Origin of the sequence: Paenibacillus guangzhouensis (assembly GCF_009363075.1) — a bacterium.
In the GTDB taxonomy this organism is placed as follows: Bacteria; Bacillota; Bacilli; order Paenibacillales; family Paenibacillaceae; genus Paenibacillus_K; species Paenibacillus_K guangzhouensis.
The window spans coordinates 3,199,515-3,225,088 of the sequence record NZ_CP045293.1; the positions used below are offsets into that span (position 1 = coordinate 3,199,515).

Below are 25,574 nucleotides of genomic sequence, written 5' to 3' on the forward strand. Positions count from 1 at the left end.
TCGCTAGTTCCACTATTTTCATGAACATAACGTATTTTGATTTTAACTTTTGTTCATGCAATTCGCAATGACCTCATGTAAAATGTTTCAATAAATTTATGAACTTCTCTACGAGCACACAAAAAAGACGACCTTGTCGTCTTCAGTCCGACCTTCGATCGTCTATTATGTCTAATATGATAGGAAAATATTAGTCCGGCGTGACTGCAACATCTAACGCAAGCTCAATCATCTCCGTGAACGTACTCTCGCGCTCTTCCGCCGTCGTCATCTCTCCCGTCAGCACCAAATTGCTTACCGTCAAGATCGATAATGCATTCACATGATGTCTTGTCGCCAGCGTATATAACTCCGCGGTCTCCATCTCGAGCGCAAGCATTTGATAGTCGGCCCATAACCGAATTTCGTCCCAATTGTTAATGTAGAATGTATCCGTTGTCATAACATTGCCGACTTTCACCGACAGCTTCTTCGCTTGCGACAGATCGTAAGCTTTCCGCAAGAAATGAAAATTCGCCGTTGGCGCAAAATCAATTCCATTGAACCGCCGTTGATTAATCGCCGAAGACGTAGAAGCGCTCATCGCAATCACGATATCTCTTAACTTCACATCATGCTGAATCGCCCCGCAGGTCCCTACGCGAATCATGTTCTTGACGCCATATTCTTGTATTAACTCATGCGCATAGATGGACATGGACGGAACCCCCATCCCTGTGCCCTGCACGGATACCCGCTTCCCTTTATAATATCCCGTATAGCCTAACATACCGCGAACCCCGTTATAACAATACGATTCTTCCAGGAACGTCTCCGCAATGAACTTGGCACGGATCGGATCCCCAGGCAGCAAGATAGATTCGGCGATGTCGCTTGGCATGGCCCCAATATGTACGCTCATATGATCTATTCCCCTCTCTTTATTCACCCGAACTGACGGCTATTAGTATAATGGGATGCCTGAGAGAGGGAACGCCGTCGATGTGTTCATCCTGCTCGATACATCGTGATCTTTGTCCAACAAGGATTTGGCTGTAAACTGATCGGTAACGAGCACATTCGCATATCTGCCGCGTAGCGCACCGAAGATCGCTTCTACTTTACGCGCTCCACCTGCAACGAGAATCGACCGTTCCTTCCGTTTTAGCGCTTCCAATTCAATTCCGATCGTTCTAGCATTTAGATCCGGCACACAAATCTGACCGTTCACATCATAGAAGCGTGAGCAAATGTCGCCAACCGCTTGCTTATAGATCACCTGCAGCTCTTCCTCTGAGAAATACCCCATTTGCAAAAATAACGAATCGGACTCAGCAACGCCTACGGTAAAGAGTGCAATGTTCGCTTGTTCGCCTAAATCGAGAATCTTCCGAATATGCCGATCCGATTCCATCGCTTGTTTTACGAGCAAATGATCAACGATCGCGGGAAGCGGCAGAAAATGCGGATAGGTATGATATGCTTTGCCGAACAGGTGCAGAATCTCAGAATTATACGTATTCGTCTCGAGTTGACTGACGCCGCCCTTTAATTGAACGACATTGACCTGATTAACATGCTTATGCTTCAATTTACGCGCAACTTGGTAGATCGTAGAGCCCCAGGTCACTCCAATCGTATCGCCATCCTTCACAATCTCGTCCAAATACAGTGCCGTATCTTCGGCCAAATACTCTTTGATCAGATCGTCTTCATAATGCGGAACAGGGACAACGATTACCTTCTTGAGATTATATTTCTGTTTGAGTTCATAAGCCAGCTTCGCGGTATCCTCCGTAGGATCCATGATCCGAATCTGCACGAGTCCGTCTTCCTTAGCTTGCTGCAAGAAACGAGAAACCGTGGGCCTGGAGACGCCAAGCTTATCGGCAATGTCTTGCTGACTATAGTCCATAAAATAGTACATTTTCGCAGCTTCAATCATTTTCCTGATCTTTTCTTGATCCATTAGAGTCACCTATCTATCTATCTTGATCTAATCCATTCGTAGGTCATATTTCATTATTATACCATGATCCCTGTATCTTATCATTTAAGCGCGCATCTGCCTATCTATGTTTTTGTCGCGGTAAAACAATAAAGACCCTTGGATTCCCAAGGGCCCATCGTTTCATTATGATATCGACTCGCCAACTGGCGCTACAACTCGTGTTGATCTCGTCTGTCGCCATCGGATGGATAACACCGCGCAGACAAGCGCGAAAAGCACGAAAATGACACCAACCCAGGCATTGTAGTATACCGAAGCCTGTTCGATCACAACGCCTCCTACAGCGGAACCGAGTGCAATGCCGACATGCAGCGCTGAACTGTTCAAACTTTGCTGAATTTCTGCCGATTCAGGTGCCGATTTGATTAGGTAGCTCTGCAATGCAGGCGATACGGACCAGCTCAGCATACTCCAGAGCATCATAACCACTAAGCACACATAGATCGAGAACGTTGCTAGCGGCATCAAGAACATCATCACCGCAAAGGCGGATACGATGAACAAGATACTTTTCTCTGGACCGAATCGATCACTAACCCAACCTCCTACACCTCCGCCTGCTACAGCTGCGATTCCGAAGATGAAGTAGAACAAGCTGAGCGTCGATGCGCTAAGATGCAAGGTTTCTTGCAAAAACGGTGTTAGATAAGCATATAAAGTCAAATGACCTGTCAACATGAGGATCGATAGCAAATGCGCGAGTACGATCTTCCCATTCTTCAGTGATGCCAATTGTTGCTTCAGCGGAACGGATGGCGTAGGCTGAGCCTTCGTCATAAATCGTCCGACAGCAAGCAGCGCGAGCAAGGAAAGCACGGAGATCATCATGAACGGCGCACGCCAACCATATGCATTCCCGAGCATCATGCCAAGCGGAACACCTAAGACAAGCGAACCGCTCACTCCCATATAGATTGTCCCAATTGCTCTTGCACGATACTTGGGCTCAACGAGCTGGGAAGCCATCGTAATCGATAAAACAACGATCAACGCACTACTGGCCGCAGACAACACACGAGCAGCCAATAGCACCTCGAAGCTCGGACTGAACGTCGAGAGCAGGTTGCCGATAATGAATGTGACTAAGGTAATCATATATAACTTCTTCCGTTCCACAGCAGCCGTTGCAGCGAGCAGAATCGGACCAGCTAACGCAAAAGCAATAGAATAAATCGTAATCAACTGCCCTGAGGCACTAAGGGAAATATTCAAATCCTGGGAGATGAGATCCAGAATTCCTCCAACAATAAGCTCCACCGTTCCCGTTACAAAACAGGCGATGGCCAAAATATAAATTTTAAAATTCATCCGTACGTATTGCTCCTTTCTTATGTCCCGACCCATCCACCTTTAAAGTTACTACCGTAATAGTAACCTAATATTACGATCGAATCAACCCCAAATTTGAAATGAAAAAGACGGATAGATTCGCTCTATCCGCCTACTTGCCTCACACCTATGAGATCGTTAGTATTTCAACTGCATTAACCGGTCCATAATATCTTTATCTTCCATGAGCACATCAATATACTTGGACGTGATGATCGAAAGGAGCACATCGTGATTGAAAAATTCCGTAAACACACGCACGAGCGGCTGCGATTTGGTCTTAATTGCCTGCCACTCCTGTTGTTCGACCCCCGCGAAGATCATCTCGCGATCATCTACGATCAACAACCTGAAGCGTTCCAAAGTTACATGTTCTTTACTCGGCACAAAGTAAACGAGATTGGTCAAATTAGACTCCACCTCGCCAACAGCATGCACCTCGACCGTCACGCCTTCTTGTTCCTTCGCTTCAAGTAATGGCATGTATTTCGCAATATCGTCTCGCCAACCCGAGAATCGAATGGACTTCGTTGCCTCCTGCAATACCTGGCTTAACTGAGGCTCGATAGAGGAATTCGCCTTTAGACTCCATACTTGGTCGTCGATGAACACTTTGGGTGTTGCTCGTGCCTCTAGCTCCTCCAGATCCGATTGGAATTCCGCGGTCAACTTCTCGATGACGAGCGGCAGTGCGAGTGCCGTATAGAGCTTCTTCTTCTCGGAAATGGATTCGAGTACCATCCCTTTCTCGACCAACCTCGAGATGACTTCGTATATTTTTGCTTTGGGCACACCGGACACCTTCACGATCAACGTCGCGTCCATCGGCTGCAAGCTGGTGACCAGCGCTTCATACACTTTACTCTCATATTGCGAGAAGCCAAATTTATGTAACATACGTCTCCCACCCGATCTATCTCACATTTTTTAATAATGTACCATAGATCCCCTCGCAATGCTATTTGATCTCTCCTAGAAAAGAAAATGGATAAGGGACCGGCACGAGGCCAATCCCTTATCCATAGGTATCTATTTCTTCTCAACGATACGGTTTTCAACTTTCGGGTTAATGACTTTCACATTCTGCAAGTACTCTTCTACCACATCGTAGAACGTATAGCCTGTATTCAAGACCTGATCCTTCTTGAGCATCGAATAGCCATCGCCGCCCGATGTGATGAAATCATTCGTTGCTACCGTGTACGTCTTCGCAGGATCGATTGGTTGACCTCCGACCTTCACTTCAAGCACACGCTCGCCAACCGGCTTCGTTACATCATAGACATAGGACAATCCGCCGATTTGCAAGAACGAACCTGGCAAGTCATCCTTCTTCTCTACGCCTTTGACAGAAACCTCAAGAGCAGCCTTAATATCAGCGCCTGTCGCTTTGACAATTGTCAATGTGTTCGGGAATGGCAGGATCGAGTAGAGGTCTTTCTTCGTCAGATCTCCGGCTTTTTTGCTCGCACGGATACCACCGCCGTTCACAAGCGCAACATCGGCTTCATGGCCTTTGATGGTCTTCGTCTTCGCGATGATCGCATCCGCAATGAAGTTACCTAGATTCGTCTCAACGGCACGCACTTGGTTGCGTTCACCTTGTAGGTCTACATCCGTTTTGCCGATGACAGCTGCCATTGCCGTGTCCACTTTCTTCACGACGTCTTGGACCAATTTTTCAACTTCCGGATCTGCTTTGACAGACTCGTCATATTCTACTAATCCGCCGCTGAATCCTACCAAGTCTTTCTTATAGTAGTAGAGATCCACACGACCTAGCGATTTACCATACTCCCAGTCCTGTACGATATACGTACCGTTCACGACTTCAGGCGTGCGAAGCGGCGTATGAGAGTGACCACCGATAATAAGATCGATGCCCGATACATTTTTCGCAATTTCGCGGTCTTTCTCTACACCGATATGGGAGAGGATGATAACACGATCCGCTTTTTCTTTCATTTCAGGCACAAGTTTTTTCGCAATATCAACAGGATCCTTGAACGTCAAACCAATCACGTTATTCGGATGCGTTACAATCGGCGTCTCTTCCGTCACAAAACCGATGAATGCGATTTTCTGTCCGCCGATTTCCGCTGTATATGTAGGTATAAGAAGATTCGTGCCATCCGCTTTGTAGACATTGGCATTGATCATTGGGTATTTCAATTGATCACGCAATTTGAGCAATTGCTCGTAACCGAAATCAAACTCATGGTTCCCCGCTGCCATTGCGCCGTAACCTAGCGAATTTAAAATAGGTAGAATCGATTCCCCTTTGAATTGGTTCGTATAGATCGTTCCTTGGAACGTATCTCCCGCATCCATCAAGAGGAAGTTCTTATTCTCTTCGCGCCACTCTTTTACAAGCGTCGCAATTTTGGCATAGCCGAATTCTTTATCTTTGCTATTCTCTTGAATATGTCCATGCACATCGTTCGTATGCGCAATTGTAATATGTTCAGTTAATGCGTCGCCAAGCGCTTGCACATAATCACCGCGCGTAACTTGCTCGCCAGCAGGCAGCTGAAGATCAAGACCTAGCTTTTTGGCGATTGCCATTAATCGGTCTGCGGAAGGGAAGCTTCTATCATTCCCTTTCTCGTCTTTCGTAATTGCCCCTTTGCTATAAGCCCATGTTAAATAATTCGTCGCCCAGTACCCTTGCGGCTGTACAATTTCTGCCCCTGTGCCTCTAGCGATTAACGCGATCGCTTCCCCAAGGGATACGCTGCGCTCTAGCAATAATCCACCTTTATCGAATCCATTGATAATCTTCTTGTCCTGCATCCACTCATTGTGTACGACAGGATGCAGCGGCGCCGCAAAAGCCGATGCCGCAAATACGGTTGATAATGCCCCCGTTAATAGAATTGTTTTCGCTTTCATTTTCAATTTCAAAAAAATCACTCTCCCCTTTTGAATATCGATGAAACGGTGAACAAATGTATTTCACAAGAGAACATTTGTCATATCAAAGTATACACAGGTATACTAAACATGGTCAATAAGAACTTGCACTATTGAAATAAGACAAATCTAGTATAATAAATGAATAGATTCAGTGGATAACATGAACAATTGTACCCAAATGCAGACATATTGCGAATTCAATACGAGTCTAGTATTCTTAGTACATTCCTATGGAAAGGATCTGCTGCAATGATCGAAATGAACGAGGTTCCTATTTTCTCCGAAGTTCCCGCTGAAGAATTACATTCTATTGCACCGCTTCTGCGAGAACGTAAATATAAGAAGAATCATGTATTTATGTTCGAGAACGACCAGAACGAAGGAATCTTCATTCTGCGAACCGGCAAAGTAAAAGTGTACCGGATTCATGAAGGCAGGGAAATTGTGATTGGGATTCATCTCCCAGGGGATATTATCGGGGAAGCCGAAGCCCTGACCGGCGATACGTACCGCGTCTCTTCCGTAGAAGCGCTTGAACCTGTCGTGGCCTGGCATATAACGAAGCAGGATTTCTTAGATATCGTTCATCGTTATCCGTCCGTACTGCTCCGAGCCTATCAGATTATGTTCGCGCGCGTCCGTGTCCTGAACCGCATGATTCGTTATTTGACGTTCCTTGACGTCCGCACGAAGATCGCGAATCTGATTCTTGATCTCTATTACAATTTCGGGAAACAGGTTGATAACGATTACAAAATTGACATGAAATTTAATCACGCTCTGCTGGCGAGCATGGTTGGCAATACGCGTGAATCCATCTCGAAGACGCTTAGCGACTTCCAGAATGAAGGGCTGATTGATATTCGGCAAAAATATATTTATCTGCTCGACATGAAGCGTCTAGAACGTATGTGCTACGAGACGGAAGAAGTACCCGAGCTTCGCATCTGGCATCACGGCTAATCGCAATGTTGGCATCCTTAATCATGATCTATCAACTCTCCAACGTCCATCAATAAAAAAATCACAACAGGGTACGAGAACGAAAAAGAAGCCTGATCACTCAAGCTTCTCCCTGTTCCTACCTTCTAGACTACTTCAACCCAATCCCTTGCCGCTCAATAAAATTCTTCAAATGAACGCGTCGCGGATGACTCAGATAGTGGGCCATTTGGTGCGTCCAACCTATGTTCACTTTGCCATTCGTTCGCTTCGTATAATAATCCGACGTGATCTGCTCATACTCCGCAAGACCTTCGGCAAGAATGTCTTCATGATAGACTTCCTCGTGTACAACAATGCGCTGCGGCATTCTCGGCTTCTGCCATGGCTCTTCAGCAGGATACCCTAGACACATCCCCATGATTGGAATCGTATATCGCGGCAGCTTCAAGAGCTCCACAATCTCATCCGGATTATTGCGAATACCGCCGATCATCACCCCGCCAAGCCCAAAGGAACGTGCTGCAACCAGAACATTCTCCGCGGCAAGGGCCGTATCAACAGCTCCGACAATCAAATTCTCCACTTCATTGATCTCAAAAGCGCTCCCGTGTATATCGCTCGCCATTTTCAATCGATTGTAATCTGCGCAAAAGACGAGGAACACTGGGCAAGCCGCAACGTATTTCTGGGACCCGCCTGGCTCAGCGCAGAGCTCAGATAGCTCTGCTTCGTCTCCTTATTCTTAACGACAATGATACTGTAAGCTTGGACATGATGCGAGCTTGGCGCCCATTGCGCTGCATTGAATAATGCCTTCAGTATCTCTTCCGAAATCGGTTGATCCGTATATTTACGCGTCGAACGATGGCTGGTGATGAGTTCAATCACTTCATTGGACATATGGCTGTGCTCCTTTCACTGTCTTCCTAGTGTATCCCAAAAGTCGCACAGGGCACAAAACTGGCCGTATGCTCACTCCGATCGGCCCTCCATCGTTGCTTCGCTCCATAGCTCACGGAAAGCTTGCAATTGAGCGAGCGCATCCTTCTTGCACCACGTTGCGTTCTCGGGCATCGCGAGCTGGATTTCATAGACGAAGGCGCATAAAAAAGACAACATCATCTGATAGGCGGTGCGCCTTGCGCGGGGCCTAGGCTCCATCGACAGTTCATAACCGTAACCTTGCATAAAGTTCGGATGATTCTCATAGACGATGAATTCATACTCGCGGTCAGCGTACACGGCCCGATCGGCATCGATTAGCGCCGCGATATGCAGCTCGCCATCTCCCCCCCGTCGAACCAGTACATTCGGATCCCAGAGGTCATTATGGACCAGGGAAGGAACGGTAATCTCGTCAAAAAGCTCGGCGTTATCATGGAATACAGCAGCAAATTCTTGCAAAATTTGCTCTTCGAACACGTGATACACGCTGCATCTATCTACTACCTCCGTGCTGAGCTCCAATAGCATCTGACTCCAAGTAGGATATCCACGTACTGTTCCATCGGGCTGCGGCCATCCGAAGCGATCTGATGTCAGATGATGCATTTGGCGTGTATAACGGCCAAGCTCTTCCTTGAGCCGAGCGTAATCCTCCGGTAAAATCGATGGGTCATTCAATGGAATACTGTCTATAAATTCGATGATAAGGTATGGCCTTACGATCAAGCTGCCCGATTCATCATAACGAATCACACGAGAGCTTGGAATATCCTCAGACTCGAGAAGTCGATAAATGTGAGGCTCAACCGCCATCATCTGTTTCTCAAACGAATACAAATGCTCGGTTTCTTGCGGCGCAAGCCGCAAAACCCACTTGCCTTCGGGCGATGTGGTCTCGATCAGGTACGTCGTATTAAACAACCCACCCTTAAGCAGGGATGTATGCAACACATCGCAATCGGCTCCGAAGGTATCCTTCATGATGTTGATGATCTCTTCACTCGATATGGGTGCGTAAAGGCTGGATGTATTGCTTTCATTGGACATCTATAACACCTCTCAATCTTCATATGTTATCTACCTATGGATCTAATCATCTTATTTCGGATCGACGCAACGATGATACCAACAACCGCGCCGGATACCGGAGCTACGACGAGGATCCCTAGTTGGTTCTGGCTAGACGTAAGCAACAGCTTGATACATGTAACGGCTAGAGCAATCGCAATGACGATGCTCCAGTATTGAAGCTTCTGCTTCTTCGTCGCACAAGGCGCTACCGGCGAATTGTTCGGGTTGCTCCGAAATAGGTTGGTCAAAATGACATAGCCAATCACGATCAACCCGAGCAACGAGAGACTATGCTGAAGAATTTTATAGACGGGTATATTCCATACGACCGCTTCCCGTAATATCGCATAACGTACGACAAAATACCCGCTGACATGAGTAAATGCATCGATTAAGACATGCGTTGCGAATCCGAGTGCCACCGATCCGAGGAAGATCAGCCATGCTCGCGGTCCTCTTAGATTCCAAGCTCCTCGGATCTGGTAGGCTCGCTGATCTAACTGCCATATCGCCGGAAGATGGATCGCGAGGACATCTTTCACGATATAATGAAAGATTAGTGCGAGTAATGTACATAACGGAAGGGCTTCGAAGAATAGTCCTGCCATCGAATGACCGATCCAGCTATAGGGTTCCAGCATGATGAAATATTCGAAATCGGGCGCCATACTTCCGAGGATAAGGCCCGTTAGGCTGAAATATTTCGGTTTGATAGATTTTAAGGGATAGGCGTACAAAGGGTGAGCGAATGTAAAGGGCATTGGGCACCTTCCTCTATCATTCTTCCAGTAAATTTCCTTCTATCGTATCATAGAATTCTACGTGAAGGTAACCGGCTAGCACTCAGAGCTCTCATGATAATAAACCGCTCAAGCTCTTCGTTCATCGACTCTTCTCACATGGGCATGAACCTCCCCAAGCGATCGAAGTACTCTTGCTAAGCTTGATCCACAAAAATATGCTTCGACCCGATGCCCCATCTCATTCCTTTGTGCGGACGTATTGCAGCATCACCTTTTCATTCAACTAGAAAAGAAAAAACAACGCGTGAAAGTCAACTTACTCGCAGCGTGGTTAAATAACTGCTTTTTGGCAGTTGTTTGGGCGATTCGTGCGTTAGGCGGGCTAAATAACTGCTTTTTAGCAGTTATTTGGACGATTAGAGCGAGCGGCGAGCCTATTAACTGCTTTTTAGCAGTTATTCAGGCGGTTTGAGCGTTCGGCGAGCTATTTAACTGCTTTTTGGCAGTTATTCAGGCGATCTGTGCGAGCGGCGAGCCTATTAACTGCTTTTTTGCAGTTATTCGAGCGGTTTGAGCGAGCGGAGAGCCTATTAACTGCCTTTTGGCAGTTATTCGCACGACTTGAGCGTTCGGCGAGCCTATTAACTGCTTTTTTGCAGTTAATTGGGCGACTTGTGCGGGAAGCGAGCTATTTAACTGCTTTTTAGCAGTTATCGAACGCTTTGAGCGAGCGGTGAGCCTATTAACTGCTTTTTAGCAGTTATTCAGGCGACTTTAGCGTTCTGCGAGCTAAATAACTGCTTTTTAGCAGTTATTTGGACGATTAGAGCAATCGGCGAGCCTATTAACTGCCTTTTAGCAGTTATTCAGGCGACTTTAGCGTTTGGCGAGCAATTTAACTGCTTTTTAGCAGTTATTCAGGCGGTTTGAGCGAGCGGTGAGCCTATTAACTGCTTTTTTGCAGTTAATTGGGCGACTTGTGCGGGAAGCGAGCTATTTAACTGCTTTTTAGCAGTTATTCGAACGCTTTGAGCGAGCGGTGAGCCAATTAACTGCTTTTGGGCAGTTATTCGCACGACTTAAGCGTTCGGCGAGCTTATATCATGCAAAAAAAGGTTGGAGGCCTCACTCCAACCTGCATATCCTCGCATTAATCTTACTTTGCAAAGCTGAGCGTCACAATCTCCGCCGGTCGAATCGGCGCCGTGAGCGCTCCATCCTCAGCTTGCACCAATCGCTCAAGTTGACGTTCTAGAATATCGCTGCGATACACCACGATATCGTCTTCCGCATGGAGCGCCACATTCAGCGCCTGGACATCCGTCGAGACGTTGAACCAACGCAGGATGATATCCCCGCTCGCTTCCGCCACTTTCATCGCCGAGAATGCGAGCGATGGCCCTTCCCAAGACACGAAGCTGTGCGTGGCAGGCAAGCTGCCTTCATGCACTTCCGCCTGCTGGGTCGACCACGGCACTTGGAACTGGTACGCCTGAACGATCGAACCCATCGCATCATCGCGCGGATCTGCATCCACACTACGCTCCTCATGCGTAAATGGGATGATGCAGAGCTTCACCGAATGCTCACCTTGACACTGAGCTTCAGGTGTCGGGAAATACCCCCAGTCGCCCAGCTCACCTACCGCGCGCAGCAGGGTCACGGCAATCGTATCATCGCCCGCTTCGCCTTGAATGACCTCATATTCATTCAAGCCTTGGTTCGCAATCGTCAATCCCGCTTCCTCACCTGAAACCGTCACGAAAGCTTGCTGATGATGGCAATTGCTCGGATTCTTCCACTCCTCCGCAGGCGTACTGCTGCGCTCCGGCACCTCAAATATTGAGTCCGCATAATGCGTGCCGACGCGAAGGCCTGTCGGGAACAGCATCCGCAAACGGTGATCCTTTGCCTGATTATTAAATGAGCAAGCAACCTCTACGCCTTCGCCATGGCGATTCAGGGATACGTGTGTCACGATGCGCATCGTCGTCATTTGGCTCGAACGACCGGCACGGCGTCCTGTGAACCAGACGATCTCCCGCTGTTCCAACTCGAGCAGGTCATCTGCTGCTATAGGAATCTCTAATTCATGCACAATTTCAATCGCTGCTTGATAAGGAGTATCCCTCACAACGTGGATCGCAGCAGCAGGAACCCCACGCGTCGTGATCGGCGCCGTGCCATTCGCTTCACGATACATATATTCGTTGCCGATATCGCCCGTATCTTCCAGCGTGCCAAGCCCGCGATAGACCACGCCGCTAGATTTGTCCGTTACCGTCAACGTGCCATCGACCTCAACCGCAACGATCAGCTTATCATTTTCCATTTGATTCGTGTCTGTAATCAACGATGCGGCCTCACGATTACTCGCCGCGTCTGTTGTTCGTACGACCCCGTATGCGCGATATCCTAGCGCCGGCACTGCCACCGCTTCGAATGTCACACGCACGGATCTTGCGAAGTATGGCTGTCTAAATTGGTCTTCTGGCAGATCGTATCCGAACTGAATGCCCAAATCTTCAACCGTGCATGGCAGCTGAACACCGTCCGAGTCGACCAAGACGAAGCCATCCAAGTTATATTCCTTCACTTCTCTACGCATCTGGCCGAAATCCATGCCACTGCGGAAATAAATCCGCTTCACTTCAAGCTCCACACTCAAGCTACCGCTCCGTACCCAGCCCGTTGTATTCGATACCACGAACGGAACCGCATCCGTGCCATATGCTGCAAAGCTCGATGTATCTGCTCGATCCGCAATCCAAGCCAGACTCTCATCCGCAATTGCTTCCGCCACATGTCTGCTCTTCTCAAATCGCGTCATCATCTCCGCATGCACTTCATCCACACTGCACCCGCAGATGCTGTCATGCGGATGATTCTGCATCAGCGTCTTCCAAGCATAGTTGAACAAGTGGTGCGGGTAGCTCTGTCCGAGCATGTAGGCCATCGCCGCGAGCGGCTCAGCCACTTTCTCCAATGCTGTCTGTCCTTGTTGATTCTTCTGCTTCATGTAGACGCGCGATGACGCGGTATTTACAAGCGTGCCCCACCCGTCTGTGTGCTGGCTGCGGAGTTCACCCCGGATCACGGACAGATTGTCCGGGAGCGAACGCCCGACTTGCTCCAGATAGTCATCGAAGTTCGAATGCACGAACGTAACATCCGGATATAACTGTTCCGCCGTCTTGATCGCTTCGGATAGATCCGTCTGCACCGGCTGATGATCGCAGCCATTCATAAAGAGCAAATGCCGCGTGGACGCATATTTTTCTGCATCCGCCAGCTTCTTATCCCAATAGATCTTCGCCGCTTCAGCCTCTGCAGGCACTTCATTCCCGTTGCTGTACCAATTCGCGAACAGGATGCCGAGCACCTTAGAGCCATCGGGTGATTCCCACCACATCTCCGAATATGGTGATTCATACGCACTAACGTCCGTCACTTCGTTATTGAATCCGGTCGGCTTCACCCCGCGGCCGAACACGGCATGTTGAATTCCGGCCTGCTTCAACATTTGAGGCGCCTGTCCCATATTGCCGAAGGAATCCGGGAAATAGCCTAGCTTCGAGATGGTGCCATAAGCAGCGGCATCCCGATGTCCGATCAATAAGTTCCGAACATTGGCTTCGCTGCTCGTTAAGAACTCGTCCTGCAGGATATACCAAGGACCGATATGGATGCGTCCCTCACGAATGTAATGTTCTAGCTTCGCTCTCATTTCTGGTCGAACTTGCAAATAATCTTCCAATATGATCGTCTGACCATCGAGATGAAAACTGCGATATTCCTCATCGCGTTCCAATGTCTCCATCAATGTGTCCATCAGCTTGATCAACAGGACATGATGCTTCTCATAGGGCAAATACCATTCCCTATCCCAATGTGTATGGGAAATAATATGTACCGTTTTGGACTGTGACATCAAATCGTCCTCGTTTCTATTCGTTATTAAGAGGGTTAACGTATCGTCAACCCCCTCGTCATCTTCTCTATCTATCTTCTCTATCTAACCTACCAATCCCGTACGCTCCACACTCTCGACAAAATAACGCTGAACGAACAAATATAATACAATGAGCGGCGCCATCATGAGCAGCACACCCGTATTGAGCAGCATCGATTGATAGACCGGATCCGGTTCTTTGCCAAGAGCCGGGCCCATATCCGTCAGTTGCGTCGCTAATACTTTGACCTTACTTAAGAACAAAGAGACATAATAGCTGTCATTCCACTGCCATACGAAGGAGAAGAGCAGCACGGTGACGATCGCCGGAATCGCGTTCGGCAGAATGATCCGGTAGAACGTCTTGAAGATACCAGCGCCATCCACTAGGGACGCCTCTTCCAGTTCCTTCGGAACACCGCGGAAAAATTGTCGGAAAATGTAAATATACAACCCGTTCTTCAGTCCCATCGCTGTCCCTGACGAGATGAGGAACGGCCAGAATGTATCAATTAAGTTGACGCTGCCCTTCTCGGTGAACCACTTCAATATCCCGAACAAGTCGAAATAGCGATACGTCAAGTAAAGCGGAATCATGATCGTCTGCGGCGGCACCACAATCGTAAAAATAACGAGCGCAAACAAAATTCCGCTTCCCTTGAACTTAAGCCGAGCAAACGCATACCCCGCTAATGCGCAAGTAGCGAGCTGAATGATCGTCGTCGCCGACGAAATCATGAACGTATTCAGCAGCGCTGATCCATACTTCGTCGCCGATATCGCGAGCTTCAAGTTCTCGAAGGTGAAATGCCGCGGGATCCACAGCACGGTTGGATCATAAATATCGACCTTGCTCCGGAACGCTACCGAAATCCGAAGGAAGAGCGGAAAAAGAATAATATAACAAAATCCTAAGATCAATAAGGTACGAACAGCAATCCAGGTCCACAGCTTCGCCTTCTCCTGCGGACTTTTTCTACTGAGCCATTCACCCATACGAGCCGCCTGTACTCTCATATTCGTCCCCCTCCTTATCAGTCATAATAGAACACTTTTCTCGAGATTATTGCCGTGGATACGAACAAGATAATCGCCACGACGATAAAGTACACCCACGACATTGCCGCACTTAGTCCAAAATCAAACGTCTTAAACGCGGTCTGCGAGATCAGTGTATTGATCTTGTTGCTGCTGAACGAATCAATAATGGAGTAGACCAGGTTCGTTAGAATTAATGGCGTCATCATCGGAAAAGTCACTTTCCAGAATATCTCATAACCTGTCGCGCCTTCGATCTTCGATGCTTCATAGAGCGACGGCGATATCGATTGCAACCCCGCAAGGAAAATGAGAATCTGTACGCCCGAGGAGCTGATAATCTCGTAAATCCGATCCACTGCGCCGGTGATATAATCGACGATGGCAGGCCCCATACCCGATTCGAGCAGCATCTTCTTGAGTTCGAAGCTCTGGAGCAGATTCGCTCCGCCTTCGCCTCCCCCGCTCATCGCCGTACCGCCTACGAAGCTGCTAATGTCGAGATTCGCGATCGCGCTGGAAGCGAGAATGACCGGCAGGAAGAAAATTGCCCGGGCAATAGAACGACCTCTGAACTTCTGATTGAGCAGCACTGCTGCGAACAAACTGAAGATGATAATGATCGGCACGTTCACGAGCATATGTGCCACCGACTCTGTCAGACTGCGCGGATAATCCGGATTCGAAGTAAACAGACTGATATAGTTCACAAATCCCTTGTACTCCGTCGCAAAACCGCTCTCTACGATATGAATCGAGCTTAAGCTGAATCGAAACGACTGGATGAGCGGAAGCAAGAAGAGCATGATCATCCCGATAATAAGAGGCGAGGCGAACAAGACGCCGTACCAAGCTTTTTTCTGTTCTAACGTCAAACTTTTTCTCTTCATGTTACTCACCGCCTACCCAATAGCCGAGCCCGTCGATCGAATGACCTTCGGCTTGTATCGGCGTGTTGTTATAGTTAATGATCACTCTCGTGCCTTGTTCGAATGTCGTCTCGACAACACCCTCAGCAAGCTTACGATGACCCGTAATGGTCTGATGTCTCACCGCGCCGAGCTGCGACTTCACCTCTTGATAATTCGCGACGGCTTGATCCATCCAATCCTGGTAATGAAGCCCGTATAGCCCATTGTAATCCGAGTCTTTGATGACCGAAGCATCTGCCGCGTACCATTGATAGAACAGGTTCGAGCCCGTCTCCATTGCACGAAGCAGAGGAATTCTTGGATCCGTCGCATGCTGCGCATTCATCGGTGCGCCTGCGAGATCCACATATCCATGAAGCGCCATCTGATAGAAAGGAATATCTTCATCCGTAATATTCAGCTGACTGCTCCGAATCGGCGCATTGACGATCACGTTCGCGCTTGGCAGCGTATAGACGTTCCCGCCATCCACCATGACATTTTTCGTCTGTTGCTTCAATTTGGCCACTTGCTCCTCAGCAATCTGCAGCGCTTCCTGTCTGTTCACAGATTGATCCTTTGCAAAATCCGAATGCAGTTCATTGCCCAAATCACGGAGCGACACGCCCGGAACATCGTACGTCGCATACTTCGATGCAAATCGATCCACCGTTTCCCCTAACACTGCTGGCGATAATAAGTAATGCGAGAACTTCAATGTATCTTTGACATACATCACTGGATCGTATTGATAGATGCTTGCTTTCTGTCCGTCTAAGAAGGTCGCTGCATCCGATGATCCTTTATATTTCGCTTGGAAAGCGACATCGGGATAGAGCCCGATGTTCTCTTGCTTCGCATAGTCGACGAGCTTGCGGAAGTCGCCATTGCCGCCGAGTGCGCCTACAGCCTTCACCGATGTTGGTGACGTATGCCGAATGCCACCATTGAACCAACCGACATAACGCATATCAACCTGTTGCACGCCTTTCTCTTTCAAGGTGCTTAGCAGTTCACGCGCTTCATCGAAGGTCGTTAACGATTCGGTGGATTGATACGGAACACCCAGGAACGACTTCTGCTTCTGGAAGGCGCCTTCCACTTCCAGCACCAGCGGCGCTTCTGCCTTCGCCTCCAGCTTCTTCATATCATATTTCTTCACCAAATAATCGCGGTAGACGCCAGCCATTCCGGAATAATTCGCCTTACTTCCCGACAGGAATCCATATCGAACGGTATAGTCGCCAGCGTATGGCTTCGTCTGGAACATCGGCACGGAACTCGACTTCGTCCCCGATGTCAGCGTATAGAAGTCCATGGATACCAAATTGAATTTACTTGCGATCGTATTGTACGAATCATTCCGTCCGCTAATATCCGCGGTGATGCTGGACAACCCGTCACCCGCTTCAATGACGCCAATCATCGCATGATCGTTCTGCTTCATACCGAACACAGGCATACGTGTGACTTCATTCGTTTGGATGCGCTCTTTGACATCAAACGTTCCATCCGGACCATAGACAGGCATGTCATACGGTTCCGTGTTCTTCTTGTTATTGTTCAAGTAAATGAGAGCACCCGAACCGTCTGGCACGAACATGTATCCCTGTTTCTTCTCGTGTGCCGCACCGAAATATTTGAGCACCTGCAGCGTTGCGATCGGATACGATTTCGCATATTGAATCTCCTGACTAGGCACACGAGCGACAAGTTCATTGCCATCAAGCACATATTCGAGCGGAATCGTGAACTGGGGACCATCATCCTCCGCTGCTTCCGTGACGCCATTCTCGGCATTGTCTTTGGCAGCCTCTTCATTCGTGTATCCAATTTCTGTTAACTTCGCAGAAATCTCTTCGGCGACGAAATCTTTCAATTTACGGACCTCATAGATTTGCGTCTGCTCATCCAATTTGAACTTATAGGTCATAGAATCACGAGCGTCCTGGTCCGGCAGCTTGCTCAGAATCATATCGTCGAACCGCTGCTTGCTGATTTTCTGCGGGATATTCGCGAAAGATTTCGAGATTTTCCCCAGCTGATAGATAATTTTGACCCCTTGATCCACGTTCGTGATCTTGAACTGTTTCTTGTTGACGCTATCATCGAAGCTATTGAATGTATTAATCTGGCCTTTCCCGTTGTAGTACGCAACGAGCAGCTGCGCAGACATCTCGGATTTATAGAGCGGCGAAGCAATCGGATCCTGATCCCGATCGACAGGGTTGGAGAACCAGATATACCCGTCTCGCTTATCCTTGACCGCAATTACTGCCGTCTCTTCATTCACATAGAGCATCAACGTCTCATTTTGTGTTACCAGCTTCATTTGCTGGAGTGCAGCCAGCTCTTCGGCGGTATTCACTGTCACCTTCTCCGAACTTGACTGAACCATCCCGGATGCCGAGGCCGTCTTCACATTCTGGTACGATTTCGTCTTGACGGTGTTGCTTCCGATCTCTTGAACCGCCTTCTGCGCTGTACGATCCATCGATTCGGATTCAGGCATGCCTAGCGCGATCAGGCCACAGATCACCATTCCGGCGCTCAGGATGCCAAGGGATATTTTCAACTTACCGGACATGTTCATCCCTCCTTGATTAAGTTGCAATCGCGCGCAGTTAGAATCTGAACGACAGCTCGCGGTATATCGATATGACGAAGTTGGCCATTTGCTGCAGCATGCTGAAGAACAACACGCCGAGGAAGACCATGATGCCGATCACGACTAAGGTTAACAACATCGTGACAACCGTCTTCGAAGCCGAATATTGATGCACCGTCATCGTACCGATGAATAAGAGCCATATAAACCAGATGAACGCAATCGCATCGAGAATATAATAGAAGGAGCTCTCACTGCCCGTAATCAGATTGCTATAGAGCGTCTGTGGCAAATAAATGATAATGAACGGCATCAAGGCATATCCTGTCGCCATGACGATATCTCGGAATTTCCCTTCGCCGTCCATCAAGGTCGTTAATGACCAGTTGGCTACACACCATAAGATGAAAGGCAATACGATAAACTTCAATTCATTAATACTGTTCAGCTCATTCGGATTGTTGAAGTTCACGACGAATCCGCTGTATTGCCTTTTGATAATCGTAAATAGGACAAGCAAGGCAACCATGACCAAGACGATTTTGACTTTGCCCTTCTTCTCATACTTCATTTCCCAGAATCCATTGAACGGATGCACCATGGTATAGAATGGACTCTTGATCGAGCCGACATCGACATAATGCTGCTGCGCCTTGCGTCGACCTGCGAGCTTCACAGCCGCGATACTGCCGCCAATGACGAGGGCGATAGTCAAGACAATCATACCGAAATAGTCGAACACGATTTCTTTGCGATAACGCTTGAACGCTTCGGAGTAATTCTCGCGGTTGTTCCCGAGCTCGAAATATTTCATCGCGCCATGGTTGTCGCCATTCTTCAACAACGATTTCCCAATCCCGATGTAGGCGACCTCAAGGTTCCCGTTCATTTGGAGCACCTTCTGCCAAGCGGCTGTCGATTGCTCCGCCTGTCCGTTATAGAGCGAGATGACCGCTTCCCGAATCAGGCTGCCGTAATGCGTCGGCCGGAATAACGAGAGACGATTGTAATCCTTGTCGAGCACGAGCAGCTTGTCATCCAGCATCGCAATCGCGGAAGGCGTACGGAATTTCCCCTGTTGACTGCCTAATCCGCCGAAGACATAGAGCAAATTCCCGTCCTTGTCATAGGTAAAAATACGTCCGCGTTTCGAATCGAGCGCATTGTAGATACCGCCTTCATCCGATACGACATCGACGAAGATCGAACTTCCCGGCGCACTCCCGATATCGAGGGTATGAATATCCCCTTTAGGCGGGAAATAGCCTTTGTCTCTCAAAATATCGACTCCTGATGCATTCAGCCGTTTGATCGGTTGATCGGACTTCTCTTCCGACGTTGTCGTATAGATGAATCCATCTGCATCGATATCCATATTGTTGAATTCGAGCGGGATGAAGAGCTGCATTTGCTCCCGCTGCGATTTGGTCGAGATGCGTTTCCAGAACAGATCTACTGGGCTGAATTTCACGCGGTTCGTCCCAATGAAGCCATTGAACGCGCCATCTGTATCGAATTCCATGATTCCTTCATACGAGCCGCGGCTGATCACGTAGATCCGCTGCGCTTTGTCGACGATCACTTTGATCGGCGTGTATTGGAACCCTTCCCTGATCAAGGTGGATTTCGGATCGCCGATCTGACGAACGAACTTTCCTTCCTCATCTAACTCTACGATCCGTTTATTCTGCGTATCGGCGATGAACAGATGTCCGTCATACCGGTTATAGAACACGCCTTCCGGCTTGTTGAACGTATCGGTCTTCCCGTCATGCTGGAACTCCGAGAGGATGCGCGCCGTCTCGAATTGATCATTCAGCACAATGATGCGATCATTGCCTGTATCTGCAATATAGATGAGTCGGTTACTCCCCACGTAAATATCCTGCGGGGAAGATAACTCCTTCATGCCCCAGTCTCTTCCATACATGACTCGCTGCTCTTCGTAAGGGCTAGGTGCGGGTACGGTCTGGCCCCAATAGTTATAATTGTAGGTCTCATCCGATGCAGCTTGTGCAGCTGGCGTCGTAAATCCGGCGAAGAGCGTTATGGCGAACAACAAGGCAAGTATTCTTTTCAAGTGGCTCCCCCCTATCTACTCTTTCAGACCGGACGTGGACATCGTCTGGATAATGTTACTCTGTGTCACAATGAATACTGTGATCGGTACGGCCATCATTAGCAGCGTCACAGCCGCGACCGGTCCGGTACGCACCAATCCCCCGCTTGCAACTTGCCCGAACACATAATCGACGGTCTTCAGCTGCTCGCTATAGATGTACTTATGGCTCGTCACAGAACCGTTCGTCCACAAGCTTTGCAATGAGAAAATAATCAATGTCAGCCAAGCCGGCTTCACGATCGGCATCACAATCGTCCAGAAAATCCGATATTCGCTGGCACCATCAATCTTCGCTGCTTCTAGGAGCGCATCGGGAATTTGTTCCATGAATTGCTTCATCAAGTACAATCCAAGCGTCATCCCGAACGACGGAAGCAGGATCGCCCAATACGTATTGATCAGGTTCAGCCACGAGATCGTCATATAGTTCGGCACTTGCGTAACATAAGCGGTAAACATTAGGGACATAACTACGATGCTGAACAAGAAGTTACGCCCTGGGAAACGGATCTTCGCCAGCGGATAGGCTGCTGCGGAAGCAATAATCACGTGTCCTACCGTACCCGTAATTGCAATAAAAAAGGTATTAAAGACGTAACGTGAGAACGGCACCCACGAATCGGAGAAAATGTTCACCAAATCCGTAAAGTTCTTCAGTGTCGGATGGCGTACCAGCATTCTTGGCGGGAAGACGAAAATCTCATCAATCGGCTTGAATGCATTACTAATGGTAAAGATGAGCGGAATCGCCATAAAGAAAGCCACGCTGCCAAGCAGCAGGAAGAGCAGAAGATCTACGGCCCACGAACGATTCAGACGCTTCTTCATTATCAATTTCATATTCATCTGATTATTCACCCACTTTTCCCAGCAGCTTCCGTGTCAGGAGATTCGTACAGAGCATCATGGTGAACAAGACTGTTGCGATTGCGGATGCATAACCCATTTCGAACCGAATCGAACCATAGTCAACCAAATGCGTAACAATCGTGTGCGCAGCATAGTCGACACTCGGAAATCCAATCATGTAGATGGAAATCTCCGCAACGGAGAACGCGAGCGTAATCTGAATCACTGCACCGAACAATAACTGTGGACGCATCGCCGGCAGCGTAATGAACCATAACTCTTGCCAACGGTTTCGAACCCCGTCAATGGCACCCGCTTCATACAACGTACGGTCTACATTCTGCAGTCCCGCAATGAACGCGAGGAATGACGTCCCAAGACTCAGCCAGAGCTGGACAAGTATGAGAATACCGAGCATAAAGCGCGGATCCTGCAGCCACTGAATCGGCTCCATGATAACGCCCCACTTCATTAAGAAGGAGTTGGCGTAACCATACGAGTCACTTGCGAATAACGTCTGCCATATCAAATACGTATTACCTGAGATGGATGGCGCGTATAAGATCAGCGTGAGCAATGCCCGCAGCTTCGGCGGCAATTCATTAATCAGCCATGCGAACAAGAAACAAGCCATGTAGCTGATCGGTCCCGTAATCAATGCGAATAGCAATGTATTCTTGAGCGCGATGAGGAAAATATCATCTTGGACGAACAATCTCGCATAGTTATGCCATCCAACCCATTTTGGGGGCTCTAACATGTTGAAGCTTGTAAAGCTAAGCGCGAGCGACATCAATACCGGAAATACAGTAAATGTACCGAAAATTAAAAAGTAAGGTGCAATGAGTGCATAAGCGTGCTTATTCTTCTTCATTTCGCGAAATACTCGACCGATTCTAGCGGGCAGCGCGCGAAGCGCTGCTACCCGGCCATGCCTTCCTGTCTCAGGAGGCCCGATCGGATTCAGATTCATGACGGTCTGCTTCATGTTGACCCCCTCATTTCTCAGTCGGAAGATTGAATTCTTGGCGCTTCAATGTAATTTCTTCATTAATATAGCGGACATAATATTCAAGCGCTTCGCGTGCATCATCCCCTTGAACGACGACACGGCGGAACGCATTCTCGATATTTCGGCCTGTCAAGTAACCTCCCGGCACTTCCGGCACCCCTTGAACCCAGCTCATTTGCTCTTTGAGAATACTAAAATCTTTGGTCGGCCAAGGAAGTGCAGACAGCGCTTCTTGGTTCGCAGTTGGATACCTGGCGGAAGCACCCATCCGAATCTCCATTTGGCGACCGAAAGCGATTTGCGTCTCTTTACTCGTCCACCACTTCATGAACTCCCAAGCGGCTTCTTTGTTCTTCGTCTTCTTGAACATGACGGTCGCTGAACCGCCGCTGCCGGTCTCTCGGCGAATCGTACCATCGGCTGTCTTAGTGCCTGGCACCGGCGCGAATGCCCATAATCCTTTGATCTCCGGCGCGAAGACGGATAATTTGTTATACATCGTATAGTCGATAACCCCAATCGGCATTTCACCCGTTCGGAATCGGTTCGCGAAATCCGCTTGGATTGGAATTTTGTAATTCACATAGAAATCGGTCCACTTCTTGAATTGCTGAACGGCTGTCTCAGAATCCAGTCCGCTCTTCATGCCGTTATTCCGGTAGAGCTCACCATCATTCTGATAGAGGAACATCGTAAGCGCGGGGTTCGGTCCGATCGTAATAATATCTGTCGTCCCCGTATCATTTCCGAATGTATTCAGTCCTCGTTGCGGCAGTCCGAACTCTAAATTATGCTTCTGCAGGACAGGCAGCATCTCATAGACATCGTCCCATGTCTGCGGTACTTTCAGATGCAGCTCGTCTTCAAGAATATCTTTGCGATAGAAAAGAACCGGGAAGGTCTGCGTCTCTGGAAGCGCATACACCCCACCGTTATACGAGATAGGCACCATCGCGCTCGGATTGAATCTTGTCTTCACCTGCTCGAAATCCGGGAAGACAGACAAATCTTGCATCGCATTCCGCGTCGCATAGTTGACAGGAAGATCATTGCCGACTTGAAGCGCAACATCCGGCCCTTCACCAGCCACGGTTGATGGCAATAAAATGTCCGAGGAGACAAGCTTGATATTAATCGGGATACCGGTCTTCGGTGTAAAGGTATCATCGATCAGCTTCTTCACCGTCTGGGCTTGGTCCCGCGCAGAGGTAATCCACACGGTAACGGCCTTATCACTCTTGTCTTCCGAGAAATCATCGTAATTCTCGAAGAAAGAAGCGAAGAACGCCATCGTGCTCGATTTCAGCGATAACCATGTCGAAGCGGTAGGGTCTGGCAGCTCTGCCTTCGGCGTGCTAATCATCAAATAGTCAATCGCTAAAGGCTGTTCATTCACCGACAAGAGCCATGCGCCGAGTGAACCGACGTTCGTCTTGAACTGTTCGACGCGGCTTGGGACCGTCTCCGGACGATCCGCCATATCCTGAAGTTGGTAGGCCAGCGTATTCAGCATGGCGGTTCGGTCATCGTTCTTGCCATTCGGTCCAGTCAACGTCTTTGCAACGCGATACAACAGCTCGCTCTGCTTCCGGAAGTTCTCAACCATATCGGGAATGCGCTGCTCCAGCTGGTAATCGCGGAACGTATCCGGTACCGTTCCCGTGAAGCTGATAATCTCACGGTAGATGGCATTCAACTCTAGAATGCTGGATTCGACCGCGGTCAAGATCGGCGCCAAATCACCTAAAGTAACTTCAAACCGAATACTGTGTTTCCCTTTCGTCAGATAGAATTCATACGGATTCTCGGCATCCTTGCCGAGTACCGTCATCTGCCATTCCGAATTGTATGGGAACGGCACGTGACGCACCTCTTCGAAAGGCACTTGCCCATCAATATATAAGGTTCGAAGTGCAGCCATGCCGCGCAGGTAGTTCTGATGATTTTTGAGTGCAATTTGATAGAGTCCGTCTTCCGGAACATCGATTTCCCACTCGATCCATTGACCAGGCAACCGCCATGCCCAACCGCCCATCGCATTGTTGCGCAGCTTCGATACATGGTACGGCTCGACCGCTGGACTGGAATGATCATTATACGCGAGGAGTGTCGGCGAAGATTTATACGTTGCATGCTCGGCTTGAATCTTTAATTCTTGCTGTGCATTCTTGTAACCACGCTCTTTATATGTTCTCGCGATCGTCTCATAAGACGGCGTTGTTTGCGGATTTGTCAGCTTGATCGATCGAATGACTAGTGGTTCTTTCACCGAAGTGAGCGTCAGCGTGTGCTCCCCTTTCGCGAAATAGAACGCATACGGTTCTTCCACATAGCCTGTCGCATCTTTCAACAGCATGTCTTGCCACATTGGAACTTCGATTTGTGACGGAAGCAGGTCATTATCGCGCTCGTCGCGCTCAAACGTCGTGCTCTCATCCTTCCAGATCCGCTGGAACGTGATGCTATTTGCTTCGGTAAATGGAATTTTCCCGTCGATTCGCAGTTCCCGTTCAATGTCCGAATCTTTGCCTTTAACCGTGAAGTAGTTCAATCCAATGTTGTATAGACCGTCCTGCGGGACAGAGAACTTCCATTCGATCGAACCCGAATCCGAGGTACGTACGGATCTTCCCGTCGACCCCTCAAAGTGATCAAGTACAGTCACATCCATATCTTGCGTTCGGTCAAAGGAATCCGCTTCAATGACAATCTCTTCGCTTGGGCGATTCGCCTGGTTGTGCAAGGCTGCATATTCTCGATAGCCGCCTTTCTTGCTCGTTCCGGTTAAAGTCGATAAGAGGGCTTGATCCATGCCGCTGCTGCTGCCTTCCGCAGATGCGACTTGACGCGCCTCGCCGCCCACCCACCAGAGAGGTGTGCATGCTATAGCTATACAAGTTACAAGGATGAATACGGTTTTCTTGCTGGATCGACGCATACGTTTCGTTTCCCCCTCCTCTTAAGCAATTCCCCTAATCACCGTAGAACCAGCGAGCTGGGACAGGATTAGGGGATCATATCAAGAGCGGAATATAATTTAAGGTCGTTCAAGAAGTGATCTTTTGATCACGTAGTGATTCATGAAATAAATCGACGTCGAATCTTGCGTTCACCCTCGAGAGAATATGCTTACGAAGTATGTT

At 48.6% G+C, this 25,574-nt stretch carries 16 protein-coding genes and 1 pseudogene; 1 reads left to right on the forward strand and 16 read right to left on the reverse strand.

Annotation, left to right across the window (positions count from 1 at the left end; all coding sequences use genetic code 11):
* Positions 1–190: 190 nt before the first annotated feature.
* From deoD to GCU39_RS14455, 5 genes are all read right to left on the reverse strand, one after another.
* A complete protein-coding gene (gene deoD, locus GCU39_RS14435; protein WP_152394167.1) occupies positions 191–901 on the reverse strand; it encodes a purine-nucleoside phosphorylase in 711 nt (236 codons plus the stop codon).
* Between the two features lie 42 nt (positions 902–943).
* On the reverse strand, positions 944–1,948 hold the full coding sequence (locus GCU39_RS14440) for a DNA-binding transcriptional repressor DeoR (RefSeq protein WP_152394168.1): 1,005 nt from the start codon (positions 1,946–1,948) through the stop codon (positions 944–946).
* Between the two features lie 165 nt (positions 1,949–2,113).
* Positions 2,114–3,298 carry an MFS transporter gene (locus GCU39_RS14445; RefSeq protein WP_152394169.1) on the reverse strand — a complete coding sequence of 395 codons (1,185 nt, stop codon included), beginning with the start codon at positions 3,296–3,298 and terminating at the stop codon, positions 2,114–2,116.
* A gap of 159 nt (positions 3,299–3,457) precedes the next feature.
* A complete protein-coding gene (locus GCU39_RS14450; RefSeq protein WP_152394170.1) occupies positions 3,458–4,216 on the reverse strand; it encodes a TrmB family transcriptional regulator in 759 nt (252 codons plus the stop codon).
* 132 nt (positions 4,217–4,348) lie between these two features.
* Positions 4,349–6,211 carry a bifunctional metallophosphatase/5'-nucleotidase gene (locus GCU39_RS14455; RefSeq protein WP_152394171.1) on the reverse strand — a complete coding sequence of 621 codons (1,863 nt, stop codon included), beginning with the start codon at positions 6,209–6,211 and terminating at the stop codon, positions 4,349–4,351.
* A 273-nt stretch (positions 6,212–6,484) separates the two neighbouring features.
* On the opposite strand from GCU39_RS14455, the gene GCU39_RS14460 reads away from it, so the two are divergent.
* Positions 6,485–7,198 (forward strand): Crp/Fnr family transcriptional regulator, encoded by a 714-nt coding sequence (locus tag GCU39_RS14460; protein WP_152394172.1) that lies wholly within the window; start codon positions 6,485–6,487, stop codon positions 7,196–7,198.
* Between the two features lie 130 nt (positions 7,199–7,328).
* On the opposite strand, the pseudogene nfsA reads toward GCU39_RS14460, so the two are convergent.
* The 11 genes and pseudogenes from nfsA to GCU39_RS14515 form a co-directional block, all read right to left on the reverse strand.
* Positions 7,329–8,080, reverse strand: a pseudogene (gene nfsA, locus GCU39_RS14465) (oxygen-insensitive NADPH nitroreductase).
* 72 nt (positions 8,081–8,152) lie between these two features.
* On the reverse strand, positions 8,153–9,172 hold the full coding sequence (locus tag GCU39_RS14470; RefSeq protein ID WP_152394173.1) for an aminoglycoside phosphotransferase family protein: 1,020 nt from the start codon (positions 9,170–9,172) through the stop codon (positions 8,153–8,155).
* 26 nt (positions 9,173–9,198) lie between these two features.
* On the reverse strand, positions 9,199–9,933 hold the full coding sequence (locus GCU39_RS14475) for a DUF4184 family protein (RefSeq protein WP_265333522.1): 735 nt from the start codon (positions 9,931–9,933) through the stop codon (positions 9,199–9,201).
* A gap of 1,162 nt (positions 9,934–11,095) precedes the next feature.
* Positions 11,096–13,870, reverse strand: coding sequence for an alpha-mannosidase (locus GCU39_RS14480; RefSeq protein ID WP_152394175.1), 2,775 nt, complete (start codon positions 13,868–13,870; stop codon positions 11,096–11,098).
* Positions 13,871–13,954: 84 nt separating this feature from the next.
* Positions 13,955–14,908 (reverse strand): carbohydrate ABC transporter permease, encoded by a 954-nt coding sequence (locus GCU39_RS14485; protein WP_152394176.1) that lies wholly within the window; start codon positions 14,906–14,908, stop codon positions 13,955–13,957.
* Positions 14,909–14,925: 17 nt separating this feature from the next.
* On the reverse strand, positions 14,926–15,819 hold the full coding sequence (locus GCU39_RS14490) for a carbohydrate ABC transporter permease (protein WP_152394177.1): 894 nt from the start codon (positions 15,817–15,819) through the stop codon (positions 14,926–14,928).
* A 1-nt stretch (position 15,820) separates the two neighbouring features.
* Positions 15,821–18,427: a DUF5696 domain-containing protein gene (locus GCU39_RS14495; protein WP_152394178.1), complete on the reverse strand. Its 2,607-nt coding sequence runs from the start codon at positions 18,425–18,427 to the stop codon at positions 15,821–15,823.
* A gap of 37 nt (positions 18,428–18,464) precedes the next feature.
* Entirely contained in the window at positions 18,465–20,528 is a 2,064-nt protein-coding gene (locus GCU39_RS14500) for a YIP1 family protein (RefSeq protein WP_152394179.1), read from the reverse strand.
* 15 nt (positions 20,529–20,543) lie between these two features.
* The gene (locus tag GCU39_RS14505; protein ID WP_152394180.1) at positions 20,544–21,416 is read right to left on the reverse strand and encodes a carbohydrate ABC transporter permease; all 873 of its coding nucleotides are present in this window, start codon (positions 21,414–21,416) and stop codon (positions 20,544–20,546) included.
* 4 nt (positions 21,417–21,420) lie between these two features.
* Positions 21,421–22,407: a carbohydrate ABC transporter permease gene (locus tag GCU39_RS14510; RefSeq protein WP_407671684.1), complete on the reverse strand. Its 987-nt coding sequence runs from the start codon at positions 22,405–22,407 to the stop codon at positions 21,421–21,423.
* Between the two features lie 10 nt (positions 22,408–22,417).
* Positions 22,418–25,369 carry an extracellular solute-binding protein gene (locus GCU39_RS14515; protein WP_152394181.1) on the reverse strand — a complete coding sequence of 984 codons (2,952 nt, stop codon included), beginning with the start codon at positions 25,367–25,369 and terminating at the stop codon, positions 22,418–22,420.
* Positions 25,370–25,574 lie beyond the last annotated feature (205 nt).